Raw genomic sequence first — 14,531 nt, forward strand, 5'->3', positions numbered from 1 at the left:
TACGCCCGCCTCTATATACATCCGGCACCTGCCGAATTAGTGGAAGGATCGCCCATCATGGCGAAGCTCTCTCAGGACGACCTCCTCGCCCAGTTCGAGGAGATGACCCTCATCGAGCTCTCTGAGTTCGTGAAGGCCTTCGAGGAGAAGTTCGACGTCACCGCCGCCGCGGCCGTCGCCGTTGCCGGCCCCGCCGCCGGTGGCGCTGCCCCCGAGGCCCCCGAGGAGCAGGACGAGTTCGACGTCATCCTCACCGGTGCCGGCGACAAGAAGATCCAGGTCATCAAGGTCGTGCGTGAGCTGACCTCCCTGGGCCTGAAGGAGGCCAAGGACCTCGTCGACGGCGCTCCGAAGCCGGTCCTCGAGAAGGTCGCCAAGGAGGCCGCTGACAAGGCCGCCGAGTCCCTCAAGGCTGCCGGCGCGGCTGTCGAGGTCAAGTAACACCTCTGAGGCCTCTCTGAGGCCTCAACCAAGGGCGATCACCCGTAAGGGTGGTCGCCCTTTGGCGTACCCGCAGTGCCTGACTTGCCCTGGTCTCGTTGGGGAGTAGGGTGATCATCGTTGCCTCGAAGCAGGGTCGGAAGATGATCCGCTCGGAGCAGGGGGCCTTGACGAACGGGACGCGGCGCGCAATTCTCAGACCCGTCGAGAGGTCGACCGCCTCGATCCGAGATCTGAGGCATGGATCGACTACGAAGAGGGCAGTACTGATACGCGCTCTGTGTACGAGAGCCGCACGCGTTGGACGCAGGGTCGGATGGACGCTGCGTGGGTGGAACGAGTTGGGGAAGGCCTGTTGCCGGTTTCCGGAAACCTGGTCTGGACATCAGTGAGCCAAGTGGCTACACTGACCCTTTGCGCTGCCTGTTAGCTGTCCCCTGCCCGTCGCCAGGGACATGCCCACGCTTGAGCACACTTGATTGATCCGCCCTGACCTGGCCTTTCAGCTGGATTTGGGGGGCTTGTCTTCTGTGTCTGCTGGGACCGGTACGCGCGTAGTGAGTCCGAGCCCTCGGAAGGACCCCCTCTTGGCCGCCTCGCGCAACGCCTCGACCAATACGAACAACGGTGCCAGCACCGCCCCGCTGCGCATCTCCTTTGCAAAGATCAAGGAGCCCCTCGAGGTTCCGAACCTCCTGGCGCTGCAGACCGAGAGCTTTGACTGGCTTCTCGGCAATGCTGCCTGGAAGTCTCGCGTCGAGTCGGCGCTTGAGAGTGGACAGGACGTCCCCACCAAGTCCGGTCTGGAAGAGATCTTCGAGGAGATCTCGCCGATCGAGGACTTCTCCGGGTCGATGTCGCTGACCTTCCGCGACCACCGTTTCGAGCCGGCGAAGAACTCTGTCGACGAGTGCAAGGAGCGCGACTTCACGTACGCGGCTCCGCTGTTCGTCACGGCCGAGTTCACGAACAACGAGACCGGAGAGATCAAGTCTCAGACGGTCTTCATGGGCGACTTCCCGCTCATGACCAACAAGGGCACCTTCGTCATCAACGGCACCGAGCGTGTCGTCGTGTCGCAGCTTGTCCGCTCCCCTGGTGTCTACTTCGACTCCTCCATCGACAAGACGTCCGACAAGGACATCTTCTCCGCCAAGATCATCCCGTCCCGGGGTGCCTGGCTGGAGATGGAGATCGACAAGCGCGACATGGTCGGTGTACGCATCGACCGCAAGCGCAAGCAGTCCGTCACCGTCCTCCTGAAGGCTCTCGGCTGGACCACCGAGCAGATCCTCGAGGAGTTCGGCGAGTACGAGTCCATGCGCGCCACCCTGGAGAAGGACCACACCCAGGGTCAGGACGACGCGCTGCTCGACATCTACCGCAAGCTGCGCCCGGGCGAGCCGCCGACCCGCGAGGCCGCTCAGACGCTGCTCGAGAACCTCTACTTCAACCCGAAGCGCTACGACCTCGCCAAGGTCGGCCGCTACAAGGTGAACAAGAAGCTCGGCGCCGACGAGCCGCTCGACGCCGGTGTGCTCACCACCGATGACGTCATCGCGACGATCAAGTACCTGGTCAAGCTGCACGCCGGCGAGACCGAGACGACCGGCGAGTCCGGCCGTTCGATCGTGGTCGAGACCGATGACATCGACCACTTCGGCAACCGTCGTCTGCGCAACGTCGGCGAGCTCATCCAGAACCAGGTCCGCACGGGTCTGGCTCGTATGGAGCGCGTCGTCCGCGAGCGCATGACGACCCAGGACGTCGAGGCCATCACGCCGCAGACCCTGATCAACATCCGGCCGGTCGTCGCCTCCATCAAGGAGTTCTTCGGCACCAGCCAGCTGTCGCAGTTCATGGACCAGAACAACCCGCTCTCGGGCCTGACCCACAAGCGCCGTCTGTCGGCGCTGGGCCCCGGCGGTCTGTCCCGTGAGCGGGCCGGCTTCGAGGTCCGTGACGTTCACCCGTCGCACTACGGCCGCATGTGCCCGATCGAGACCCCTGAAGGCCCGAACATCGGTCTGATCGGCTCGCTCGCCTCCTACGGCCGCGTCAACGCGTTCGGCTTCGTGGAGACCCCGTACCGCAAGGTCATCGACGGCGTCGTCACCGACGAGGTCGACTACCTGACGGCCGACGAGGAAGACCGCTTCGTCATCGCCCAGGCCAACGCCGGCCTGTCCGAGGACATGCGCTTCACCGAGAACCGCGTGCTGGTGCGCCGTCGTGGCGGCGAGATCGACTACATCGCCGGCGACGACGTCGACTACATGGACGTCTCCCCGCGCCAGATGGTGTCCGTCGCGACCGCGATGATCCCCTTCCTGGAGCACGACGACGCCAACCGTGCCCTCATGGGCGCGAACATGATGCGCCAGGCCGTTCCGCTCATCAAGGCGGAGGCCCCGCTCGTCGGCACCGGCATGGAGTACCGCTGTGCGGTCGACGCCGGTGACTCGATCCGTGCGGAGAAGGACGGTGTGGTCCAGGAGGTCTCGGCCGACTACATCACCGTCGCCAACGACGACGGCACGTACACCACGTACCGCGTCGCCAAGTTCTCCCGCTCGAACCAGGGCACCTCGGTCAACCAGAAGGTCATCGTCAACGAGGGTGACCGGATCATCGAGTCCCAGGTCCTCGCCGACGGTCCCGCGACCGAAGAGGGCGAAATGGCCCTCGGCAAGAACCTGCTCGTCGCGTTCATGCCGTGGGAAGGTCACAACTACGAGGACGCGATCATCCTGTCGCAGCGCCTCGTGCAGGACGACGTCCTCTCCTCGATCCACATCGAGGAGCACGAGGTCGACGCCCGTGACACCAAGCTCGGCCCCGAGGAGATCACCCGGGACATCCCGAACGTCTCCGAGGAGGTCCTCGCGGACCTCGACGAGCGCGGCATCATCCGCATCGGTGCGGACGTCGTCGCCGGCGACATCCTGGTCGGCAAGGTCACGCCCAAGGGTGAGACCGAGCTGACCCCGGAGGAGCGCCTGCTCCGCGCGATCTTCGGTGAGAAGGCCCGCGAGGTGCGTGACACCTCGCTCAAGGTCCCTCACGGTGAGATCGGCAAGGTCATCGGTGTCCGCGTCTTCGACCGCGAGGAGGGCGACGAGCTTCCTCCGGGCGTGAACCAGCTGGTCCGCGTCTACGTCGCCCAGAAGCGCAAGATCACCGACGGTGACAAGCTCGCCGGCCGCCACGGCAACAAGGGTGTCATCTCCAAGATCCTTCCGATCGAGGACATGCCCTTCCTTGAGGACGGCACGCCGGTCGACATCATCCTGAACCCGCTGGGTGTCCCGTCCCGAATGAACCCGGGACAGGTCCTGGAGATCCACCTCGGCTGGCTCGCCAGCCGCGGCTGGGACGTCTCCGGGCTCGGCGAGGAATGGGCCGAGCGTCTGAAGGTCATCGGGGCCGACCGTGTCGAGCCCGGTACCAACGTCGCCACCCCCGTGTTCGACGGTGCCCGCGAGGACGAGCTCGCCGGCCTCTTCGAGCACACCATCCCGAACCGCGACGGCGACCGCCTGGTCCTCCCGTCCGGCAAGGCGCGCCTGTTCGACGGCCGCTCCGGCGAGCCGTTCCCGGACCCGATCTCGATCGGGTACATGTACATCCTCAAGCTCCACCACCTGGTCGACGACAAGCTCCACGCTCGGTCGACCGGTCCGTACTCCATGATCACGCAGCAGCCGCTGGGTGGTAAGGCTCAGTTCGGTGGCCAGCGCTTCGGTGAGATGGAGGTGTGGGCGCTCGAGGCTTATGGCGCCGCTTACGCCCTCCAGGAGCTGCTGACCATCAAGTCCGACGACGTCACCGGCCGCGTGAAGGTCTACGAGGCCATCGTCAAGGGCGAGAACATCCCCGAGCCGGGCATTCCCGAGTCCTTCAAGGTGCTCATCAAGGAAATGCAGTCGCTCTGCCTCAACGTGGAGGTGCTGTCCTCGGACGGCATGTCCATCGAGATGCGCGACACCGACGAGGACGTCTTCCGCGCGGCGGAGGAGCTCGGTATCGACCTGTCCCGGCGCGAGCCGAGCAGCGTCGAAGAGGTCTGACGGGCCTGACGGGGGGCTCGCTCAAGAGCCCCCCGTCATCCCCGGGACCGTTCAGACCATGATTGAGACTCGACCCCGAAAGAGGGATTGACGCACAGTGCTCGACGTCAACTTCTTCGACGAGCTGCGGATCGGCCTTGCCACCGCGGACGACATCCGAACCTGGTCGCACGGCGAGGTCAAGAAGCCGGAGACCATCAACTACCGCACCCTCAAGCCCGAGAAGGACGGACTCTTCTGCGAGAAGATCTTCGGTCCTACCCGGGACTGGGAGTGCTACTGCGGCAAGTACAAGCGTGTCCGCTTCAAGGGCATCATCTGTGAGCGTTGTGGCGTCGAGGTCACGCGCGCCAAGGTGCGCCGTGAGCGGATGGGCCACATCGAGCTTGCCGCTCCCGTCACCCACATCTGGTACTTCAAGGGCGTCCCGTCGCGCCTCGGATACCTGCTGGACCTCGCGCCGAAGGACCTCGAGAAGGTCATCTACTTCGCCGCGTACATGATCACGTTCGTCGACGACGAGCGTCGCACCCGCGACCTCCCGTCGCTGGAGGCGCACGTCTCCGTCGAGCGCCAGCAGATCGAGAACCGCCGTGACGCGGACCTCGAAGGCCGTGCCAAGAAGCTCGAGACCGACCTGGGCGAGCTCGAGGCCGAGGGCGCGAAGGCCGACGTACGCCGCAAGGTGCGCGAAGGTGCCGAGCGCGAGATGAAGCAGCTCCGTGACCGCGCCCAGCGCGAGATCGACCGCCTCGACGAGGTGTGGGCCCGCTTCAAGAACCTCAAGGTCCAGGACCTCGAGGGCGACGAGCTGCTCTACCGCGAGCTGCGTGACCGCTTCGGCACGTACTTCGACGGCTGCATGGGCGCCGCCGCGCTGCAGAAGCGTCTCGAGTCCTTCGACCTCGAGGAGGAGGCCGAGCGCCTCCGCGAGATCATCCGTACCGGCAAGGGCCAGAAGAAGACCCGTGCGCTCAAGCGCCTCAAGGTCGTCTCCGCGTTCCTGCAGACCAGCAACAAGCCCAAGGGCATGGTTCTGGACTGCGTGCCGGTGATCCCGCCGGACCTGCGTCCGATGGTGCAGCTGGACGGTGGCCGCTTCGCGACCTCCGACCTGAACGACCTGTACCGCCGCGTGATCAACCGCAACAACCGTCTGAAGCGTCTCCTCGACCTCGGTGCCCCCGAGATCATCGTGAACAACGAGAAGCGCATGCTTCAGGAGGCCGTGGACGCCCTCTTCGACAACGGTCGTCGTGGTCGTCCGGTGACCGGTCCCGGCAACCGTCCCCTGAAGTCCCTCAGCGACATGCTGAAGGGCAAGCAGGGTCGATTCCGTCAGAACCTTCTCGGCAAGCGCGTGGACTACTCCGCGCGTTCCGTGATCGTCGTCGGTCCCCAGCTGAAGCTGCACCAGTGTGGTCTGCCCAAGGCCATGGCGCTGGAGCTCTTCAAGCCGTTCGTGATGAAGCGCCTGGTCGACCTGAACCACGCGCAGAACATCAAGTCGGCGAAGCGCATGGTCGAGCGCGGCCGCACGGTCGTCTACGACGTGCTCGAAGAGGTCATCGCCGAGCACCCGGTTCTGCTGAACCGTGCGCCCACGCTGCACCGCCTCGGCATCCAGGCCTTCGAGCCCCAGCTGGTCGAAGGCAAGGCCATCCAGATCCACCCGCTCGTCTGCACCGCGTTCAACGCGGACTTCGACGGTGACCAGATGGCCGTGCACCTCCCGCTCTCCGCGGAGGCGCAGGCCGAGGCCCGCATCCTGATGCTGTCCTCGAACAACATCCTCAAGCCGGCCGACGGCCGTCCGGTCACGATGCCGACCCAGGACATGGTCCTCGGTCTGTTCTTCCTGACCACCGACGGTGAGCTCCGTGACACCAAGGGCGAGGGCCGCGCGTTCGGCTCCACGGCCGAGGCGACCATGGCGTTCGACAACGGCGAGCTCGCGCTCCAGTCGTCCGTCGACATCCGCTTCCCGGTGGGCACCATCCCGCCGCGCGGCTGGGTGGCGCCGGTCGCCGAGGAAGGCGAGCAGGAGTTCCAGCCGGGCGACAGCTTCCGTCTGCGCACCACCCTGGGCCGCGCGCTCTTCAACGAGCTGCTGCCCGAGGACTACCCGTTCGTCGACTACTCGGTGGGCAAGAAGCAGCTCTCCGAGATCGTCAACGACCTGGCGGAGCGCTACCCCAAGGTCATCGTGGCGGCGACGCTCGACAACCTGAAGGCGGCCGGCTTCCACTGGGCGACCCGTTCGGGCGTCACCGTGGCCATCTCCGACGTCGTCGTGCCCGAGGCCAAGAAGGCCATCGTCGCGGGCTACGAGGCGATGGACGAGAAGGTCCAGAAGCAGTACGAGCGCGGTCTGATCACCAAGGACGAGCGCACGCAGGAGCTCATCGCGATCTGGACCAAGGCGACCAACGAGGTTGCCGAGGCGATGAACGCGAACTTCCCCAAGACGAACCCCATCTTCATGATGGTTGACTCGGGTGCCCGAGGAAACATGATGCAGATGCGACAGATCGCCGGTATGCGTGGTCTGGTGTCGAACGCGAAGAACGAGACCATCCCGCGTCCGATCAAGGCGTCCTTCCGTGAGGGCCTCACCGTTCTGGAGTACTTCATCTCCACGCACGGTGCCCGTAAGGGTCTGGCGGACACCGCCCTGCGTACCGCCGACTCGGGTTACCTCACCCGTCGTCTGGTGGACGTCTCGCAGGACGTGATCATCCGCGAGGAGGACTGTGGCACCGAGCGCGGTCTGAAGCTGAAGATCGCCGTTCGCGGCGAGGACGGCGTGCTGCGCAAGGCCGACGACGTCGAGACCTCGATCTACGCCCGCATGCTGGCCGAGGACGTCGTCATCGACGGCAAGGTCATCGCGCCGGCCAACGTCGACCTCGGTGACGTGCTCATCGACGCCCTGGTCGCCAACGGCGTCGAGGAGGTCAAGACCCGCTCGGTCCTGACCTGTGAGTCCGCGGTCGGCACCTGTGCCTTCTGCTACGGACGCTCGCTCGCCACCGGCAAGCTGGTCGACATCGGTGAGGCGGTCGGCATCATCGCCGCCCAGTCCATCGGTGAGCCCGGTACCCAGCTGACGATGCGTACCTTCCACACCGGTGGTGTGGCCGGTGACGACATCACGCAGGGTCTGCCGCGTGTCGTCGAGCTCTTCGAGGCCCGTACCCCGAAGGGTGTCGCCCCGATCTCCGAGGCCGCCGGCCGCGTGCGGATCGAGGAGACCGAGAAGACGAAGAAGATCGTCATCACGCCCGACGACGGCAGCGACGAGACGGCGTTCCCGATCTCGAAGCGCGCCAAGGTCATCGTGCACGAGGGCGACCACGTCGAGGTGGGCCAGAAGCTCACCATGGGTGCCACCAACCCGCACGACGTGCTGCGCATCCTCGGCCAGCGTGCCGTCCAGGTCCACCTGGTCGGCGAAGTCCAGAAGGTCTACAACTCGCAGGGCGTGTCGATCCACGACAAGCACATCGAGATCATCATCCGGCAGATGCTGCGCCGCGTGACGATCATCGAGTCCGGCGACGCGGAGCTCCTGCCGGGCGAGCTGGTCGAGCGGTCGAAGTTCGAGACCGAGAACCGTCGTGTGGTCACCGAGGGCGGTCACCCCGCCTCCGGCCGTCCGCAGCTGATGGGTATCACCAAGGCCTCGCTGGCGACGGAATCCTGGCTGTCGGCCGCCTCCTTCCAGGAGACGACCCGAGTCCTGACGGATGCGGCGATCAACGCCAAGTCCGACAGCCTCATCGGCCTCAAGGAGAACGTCATCATCGGTAAGCTCATCCCGGCCGGTACGGGCCTCGCCCGCTACCGCAACATCCGGGTGGAGCCCACCGAGGAAGCCAAGGCAGCGATGTACTCGGCCGTCGGTTACGACGACATCGACTACTCGCCCTTCGGCACCGGCTCCGGCCAGGCTGTCCCGCTCGAGGACTACGACTACGGCCCGTACAACGGCTGAGAGCTCGTAAGAAGAAACCCCCCGTCGCTCCGAGAGGAGCGGCGGGGGGTTTCCTCGTTCCTGGCCCCGTTCCTGCGGGGCGCGGGGCGCGGGCGCGGGGTCACAGGGCCACACGGCGCAGGGCGCGGGAGGGGGCCTCAGGCGCGGCGGCGGCGCAGGCCCGTCACCGTGACGCCGGCGAGGACCATCAGGCCGAGTGCGCCGCCCGCCAGGCCCGGGGTGAGGCCCTTGGGGGTGAAGGTGCAGGAGAGCTTGCGGGTGCCCGGGGGGAGGTCCACGGCGAGCAGGCCGTGGAAGCTCTTCGCGGGGGCCGAGCACTTCCAGCCCGGGATGTCGGTCACGGCCAGGACGGCCGTGCCGGCGGCGCCCTGGGGGAGGGCGGCCTCGATGGAGTGGCCGCCCGTGGTGACCTCGGTGGCGCCGGTGGTGGTGAGGTGGCGGACCGCGGTGTCGAGGTCCGCGCGGTCGAGACAGCCCAGCGGGTGCTCGCCGGCGGTGGCGCCCTCGGTCTGCGTCCTCACCGTCACGTCGAGCCTGCCGGAGGCGGGGACCGGGCCGAGCGGGACGACCCCGGTCATCTCGTCCTCCAGCCGCTGCTGGGCGCCGCCCGTCTCGAGGGTTCCGTAGAGGGCGGGGGAGTACCAGTAGGCCTCGGAGCCGGGGGTGCACCGGGCGGTGTACGTCTGCTCGGTGGCGCTGCCGGCACGGGTGACCTGGGGGACCTCGTAGACGGTCGCGCCCAGGACGTTCTCCTGGCGTGCGTAGACGCTGCCGGCCGGGTTGGGGGAGGCGTACGGGCCGGTGCGGACGGTGACCAGCGGGGGCGCGGGGAACTTCGAGGCGGTCCAGGTGCCCGGGGCGGACCCCGGGCGGACCCGTGCGCCGATCGAGAAGATCGCGTCGAGCACCGGGTTGTCGGCGCCGAAGAAGGTGCGGCCGTCGTTCTTGAAGCCGTAGCCGAGGGGTTCGAGGGCCTGGTACGTGGCCTCCGGGAGGTAGCTGCTGTAGTACTGCGGGCCCTCCGCCCGCAGGGCGAGGGCGTCGTTGTACGCGGTCTGGGGCGCGCCGGAGTCGGTGCGGTAGGCCGGCCAGCCGCTCACGCCGCGGACCGCGTCGAAGTGGCCGGTGATCGACCGGTTCGACGTGGCGATCGGCTTGGCCCAGCGTTCGCGGGCCCGGCGCGCGTCGGCGCTCGCCGCGGCGACGGTGGACTCGGCGAGGACCACGCCGATCATCAGGGCCGCGGCCAGGGGGACGAGGGCGCGGCGCTTCTCGCCGAGGGAGAGCAGGACGAGGGCGAGCAGCGAGACCGCCCCGCCGCCGAGGACGGCGTGCCAGGTCCAGCCGCCGAAGTCGTCGGTGTGGCGCAGGACGAAGGTGGCCGCGACCAGCAGGGCGGCGGTCAGGGCCAGGTGGAGGGGGCGCGGCCGGTTCGCCAGCGCCAGCCAGGCGACGATCACCACCATGCCGCTGAAGACGAAGGTCTCGCGGTACGGGTTGCCGTTCGGCACCGCCAGCCCGTGCCACACGAACTGCGTGGGCGGGAACTGGAAGGAGGCGGCCACGAGCAGGATCGCGGCCGCCCACACCAGGCGGGTGCGCTTCGCGATCTTCGTGTTGAGGAGGAAGCTTCCTGCCAGGACCAGGCCCAGCGAGGCCACGTACAGGCGCGGGCGGCCGCCCCACAGGTGGGTGGCCGGGAGCATGCCGGCGAGGAAGACCTCGATGCGTACGGGGTCGAAGGCGGCGGCCTTGGTGGGCTGCGCGGCGCCGCTGGACAGGAAGGACGGCAGGAGCAGCGGGAGGGTGAGCAGGATCCCGGTCCCGGCGGCCGTCGCGGCCCGCCACACGGCGCGCAGCCTCTGGCGTCCGGTCATGTCGCGGGTGATCAGGCGGATGGCCAGCAGGATGCAGGCGGCCATCGTGGCCATCATCGCGGTGTAGAAGTTCCCGAACCAGGCGAGGGCGACCAGCAGGGCCACGCCCGGCCAGCGCCGCTCCTCCAGGCACCACTCGACGGCGATGCCGAGCATCGGGAGCGCGACCAGGCCCCACAGCCACATGGGGATGTAGGAGGCGTCGCTGAGCGCCCAGCCGCACAGGCCGTACGTGGCTCCGAGTACGCCCCGCTGCCACCAGGGGCCGGGGTGCAGCTTGCCGAGGTACACCGTCATCACGGCGGCGGCGGTGCCCATCGTGACCGGGGTGATCGCGAAGACGGCCAGGTCGACGTGGGCGCGCGGGACGAGGACGGCCAGCCAGGAGAAGGGGTTGCCGAGGTACGTGTAGTAGTCGGACAGGAACTGCTGTCCGAAACCGCCGCGCCAGGAGAAGAACAGGTCGCCGGCGGCCTGCCCGTGGACCAGGTCCCACAGCGCCCGGTGGAAGGGCACGTACTGGTTGGCCTGGTCGTTGAGGGCGCGGCCGGTGTTGCCGAGCGGGAAGGTGCCGCGGGCCACCCAGGCCGCGCAGAAGGCGCCCGCGGTGATCAGGAAAGCCAGCAGGGGGCCGCGGAAACGCCTGGTCCGGCGGATGCCCGGGCTGCGCTGGGCCGGCAGGCCCGGGGCCGGGGGACGGGCGTCGACGGTGGTCGGCTCGGGTGCCACGGTCCCCAATGTCCTGCTCCCTGCTGATCGACTCGCGGGCGTCCCGCGCCGGGCAAGGTGTCAGTTTAGGGCGCCGGGGCGGGGTACAAGGCCGATCGGGCCGCTCCCCGCTTGCGCGCGGCGGGTTTTCGTGCTGGGCATTTGTTTTGACCTACCTCTGTGAGGTAGGTACGCTCTGACCTTGTGCCTGGGGTGTGCCCTGGCTCCCGCGTGTGCATAAGACCCCGCGGAGAGTCGAGAAGAACACACCGCAATCTGCGCCTGCCTCACCTCGGTGAGAGCGTGCAGCGTTCGACACACCCGACCGCGTGGGTCGGGGGAGTTCCAGGTTAGTTTCACTACACGGCACACAGAAACCGGAGAAGTAGTGCCTACGATCCAGCAGCTGGTCCGTAAGGGCCGGCAGGACAAGGTCGAGAAGACAAAGACCCCCGCGCTCGAGGCTTCGCCCCAGCGTCGCGGCGTCTGCACGCGTGTGTTCACGACCACCCCGAAGAAGCCGAACTCGGCGCTGCGTAAGGTCGCGCGTGTGCGTCTGACCTCTGGCATCGAGGTCACCGCTTACATTCCGGGTGAGGGACACAACCTGCAGGAGCACTCGATCGTGCTCGTGCGTGGTGGCCGTGTGAAGGACCTGCCGGGTGTTCGTTACAAGATCATCCGCGGTGCGCTTGACACCCAGGCTGTCAAGAACCGCAAGCAGGCCCGCAGCCGCTACGGCGCCAAGAAGGAGAAGTAAGAATGCCTCGTAAGGGCCCCGCCCCGAAGCGCCCGGTCATCATCGACCCGGTCTACGCATCTCCTCTGGTGACGTCGCTCATCAACAAGATCCTCCTGAACGGCAAGCGCTCCACCGCCGAGCGCATCGTTTACGGCGCCATGGAAGGCCTCCGCGAGAAGACCGGCAACGACCCGGTCATCACGCTGAAGCGCGCGCTGGAGAACGTCAAGCCGTCCCTCGAGGTCAAGTCCCGCCGTGTCGGTGGCGCGACCTACCAGGTCCCCGTCGAGGTCAAGCCGGGTCGCCAGTCGACCCTGGCCCTCCGCTGGCTCGTGGGTTACTCCCGCGCCCGTCGTGAGAAGACCATGACCGAGCGCCTCATGAACGAGCTGCTCGACGCCTCCAACGGTCTTGGCGCTGCCGTCAAGAAGCGCGAGGACACGCACAAGATGGCCGAGTCCAACAAGGCCTTCGCGCACTACCGCTGGTAGTCCCAACCCACATCGAGACCGAGAGAAGACTGAGCCGATATGGCTACCACTTCGCTTGACCTGGCCAAGGTGCGCAACATCGGCATCATGGCTCACATCGACGCGGGCAAGACGACCACCACCGAGCGCATCCTGTTCTACACCGGTGTGTCTTACAAGATCGGTGAAGTCCACGACGGCGCTGCCACGATGGACTGGATGGAGCAGGAGCAGGAGCGCGGCATCACGATCACGTCCGCCGCGACGACCTGCCACTGGCCGCTCGAGGACGTCGACCACACCATCAACATCATCGACACCCCGGGTCACGTGGACTTCACGGTCGAGGTGGAGCGTTCGCTCCGCGTCCTCGACGGTGCCGTCACCGTGTTCGACGGTGTCGCCGGTGTGGAGCCGCAGTCCGAGACCGTTTGGCGTCAGGCGGACCGCTACGGCGTGCCGCGCATCTGCTTCGTCAACAAGCTCGACCGTACCGGTGCCGAGTTCCACCGCTGTGTCGACATGATCAAGGACCGCCTTGGCGCGATCCCGATCGTCATGCAGCTCCCCATCGGTGCCGAGGCCGACTTCACTGGTGTCGTCGACCTCGTCACGATGAAGGCGTTCGTCTGGTCCGCCGAGGCGACCAAGGGCGAGATGTACGACGTCGTCGACATCCCGGCCACGCACACCGAGGCTGCTGAAGAGTGGCGCGGCAAGCTGGTCGAGACCGTCGCCGAGAACGACGACGAGATCATGGAGCTCTTCCTGAACGGCGACGAGCCGTCCGCGGAGCAGCTGCACGCCGCCGTCCGTCGCATCATCCTCGGCTCCGGCAAGGGCAAGGGCGAGCCCACGATCACCGCGGTGTTCTGTGGCACGGCGTTCAAGAACAAGGGCGTTCAGCCCCTGCTCGACGCCGTCGTCCGCTACCTGCCGTCGCCGCTGGACATCGAGGCCATCGAGGGCCACGACGTCCGCGACGCCGAGGTTGTCGTGAAGCGCAAGCCTTCCGATGACGAGCCGCTCGCGGCGCTGGCGTTCAAGATCATGAGCGACCCGCACCTCGGCAAGCTCACCTTCGTCCGGGTTTACTCGGGCCGCCTGGAGGCCGGCACTGCGGTGCTGAACTCCGTCAAGGGCAAGAAGGAGCGCATCGGCAAGATCTACCGCATGCACGCCAACAAGCGTGAAGAGATCGACGCGGTGGGCGCCGGTGACATCGTCGCCGTCATGGGCCTGAAGCAGACCACCACCGGTGAGACGCTGTGTGACGACAAGAACCCGGTCATCCTGGAGTCCATGGACTTCCCGGCGCCGGTCATTCAGGTCGCCATCGAGCCCAAGTCCAAGGGTGACCAGGAGAAGCTGGGTGTCGCCATCCAGCGTCTCGCGGAGGAGGACCCCTCCTTCCACGTTCACTCGGACGAGGAGACGGGCCAGACCATCCTCGGCGGTATGGGCGAGCTGCACCTCGAGGTGCTGGTCGACCGTATGAAGCGCGAGTTCAAGGTCGAGGCCAACGTCGGCAAGCCGCAGGTCGCGTACCGCGAGACGATCCGCAAGGCCGTCGAGCGTCACGACTACACGCACAAGAAGCAGACCGGTGGTACCGGTCAGTTCGCCAAGGTGCAGATCGCGATCGAGCCCATCACCGAGACCGACGGTCCGGCGTACGAGTTCGTGAACAAGGTCACCGGTGGACGCGTCCCGAAGGAGTACATCCCTTCGGTCGACGCCGGTGCGCAGGAGGCCATGCAGTTCGGCATCCTGGCCGGCTACGAGATGACGGGCGTTCGCGTCACGCTTCTCGACGGCGGCTACCACGAGGTCGACTCCTCGGAGCTCGCCTTCAAGATCGCCGGTTCGCAGGCCTTCAAGGAGGCCGCGCGCAAGGCTTCTCCCGTGCTCCTCGAGCCGATGATGGCCGTAGAGGTCACCACGCCCGAGGACTACATGGGTGACGTCATCGGTGACATCAACTCCCGCCGTGGCCAGATCCAGGCCATGGAGGAGCGTCACGGTGCTCGCGTCGTGAAGGGCCTCGTGCCCCTTTCGGAGATGTTCGGCTACGTCGGAGACCTCCGCAGCAAGACCTCGGGTCGCGCCAGCTACTCGATGCAGTTCGACTCCTACGCCGAGGTTCCCCGGAACGTCGCTGAGGAGATCATCGCGAAGGCCAAGGGCGAGTAACTCTTCCGAGTACACGCTTTAGGCTTGTCACCG

Annotated in this window: 7 protein-coding genes; 6 read left to right on the forward strand and 1 reads right to left on the reverse strand. The window is 66.9% G+C overall.

Annotated elements, in window-relative coordinates; genetic code table 11:
- Positions 1-57 precede the first annotated feature (57 nt).
- From rplL to OG472_RS26555, 3 genes are all read left to right on the forward strand, one after another.
- Positions 58-441: a 50S ribosomal protein L7/L12 gene (gene rplL, locus OG472_RS26545; protein ID WP_361753619.1), complete on the forward strand. Its 384-nt coding sequence runs from the start codon at positions 58-60 to the stop codon at positions 439-441.
- Positions 442-1,028: 587 nt separating this feature from the next.
- The gene (rpoB, locus tag OG472_RS26550) at positions 1,029-4,511 is read left to right on the forward strand and encodes a DNA-directed RNA polymerase subunit beta (RefSeq protein ID WP_030008451.1); all 3,483 of its coding nucleotides are present in this window, start codon (positions 1,029-1,031) and stop codon (positions 4,509-4,511) included.
- Positions 4,512-4,608: 97 nt separating this feature from the next.
- The gene (locus OG472_RS26555) at positions 4,609-8,508 is read left to right on the forward strand and encodes a DNA-directed RNA polymerase subunit beta' (protein ID WP_319726621.1); all 3,900 of its coding nucleotides are present in this window, start codon (positions 4,609-4,611) and stop codon (positions 8,506-8,508) included.
- Between the two features lie 137 nt (positions 8,509-8,645).
- Here OG472_RS26555 and OG472_RS26560 read toward each other — a convergent pair whose 3' ends face one another.
- Positions 8,646-11,114, reverse strand: a complete 2,469-nt coding sequence (locus OG472_RS26560) for a YfhO family protein (RefSeq protein WP_405942135.1) — start codon at positions 11,112-11,114, stop codon at positions 8,646-8,648.
- Between the two features lie 367 nt (positions 11,115-11,481).
- On the opposite strand from OG472_RS26560, the gene rpsL reads away from it, so the two are divergent.
- Genes rpsL through fusA form a run of 3 tightly spaced genes read left to right on the forward strand, consistent with a single transcriptional unit; the run spans position 11,482 to position 14,498 of the window.
- Positions 11,482-11,853: a 30S ribosomal protein S12 gene (rpsL, locus tag OG472_RS26565; protein ID WP_007265893.1), complete on the forward strand. Its 372-nt coding sequence runs from the start codon at positions 11,482-11,484 to the stop codon at positions 11,851-11,853.
- A 2-nt stretch (positions 11,854-11,855) separates the two neighbouring features.
- Positions 11,856-12,326 carry a 30S ribosomal protein S7 gene (rpsG, locus tag OG472_RS26570; RefSeq protein ID WP_007265894.1) on the forward strand — a complete coding sequence of 157 codons (471 nt, stop codon included), beginning with the start codon at positions 11,856-11,858 and terminating at the stop codon, positions 12,324-12,326.
- A gap of 39 nt (positions 12,327-12,365) precedes the next feature.
- The gene (gene fusA / locus OG472_RS26575; protein WP_401607403.1) at positions 12,366-14,498 is read left to right on the forward strand and encodes an elongation factor G; all 2,133 of its coding nucleotides are present in this window, start codon (positions 12,366-12,368) and stop codon (positions 14,496-14,498) included.
- The last annotated feature ends 33 nt before the right edge of the window (positions 14,499-14,531 follow it).

It is taken from the genome of Streptomyces sp. NBC_00207, from assembly GCF_045160965.1.
In the GTDB taxonomy this organism is placed as follows: Bacteria; Actinomycetota; Actinomycetes; order Streptomycetales; family Streptomycetaceae; genus Streptomyces.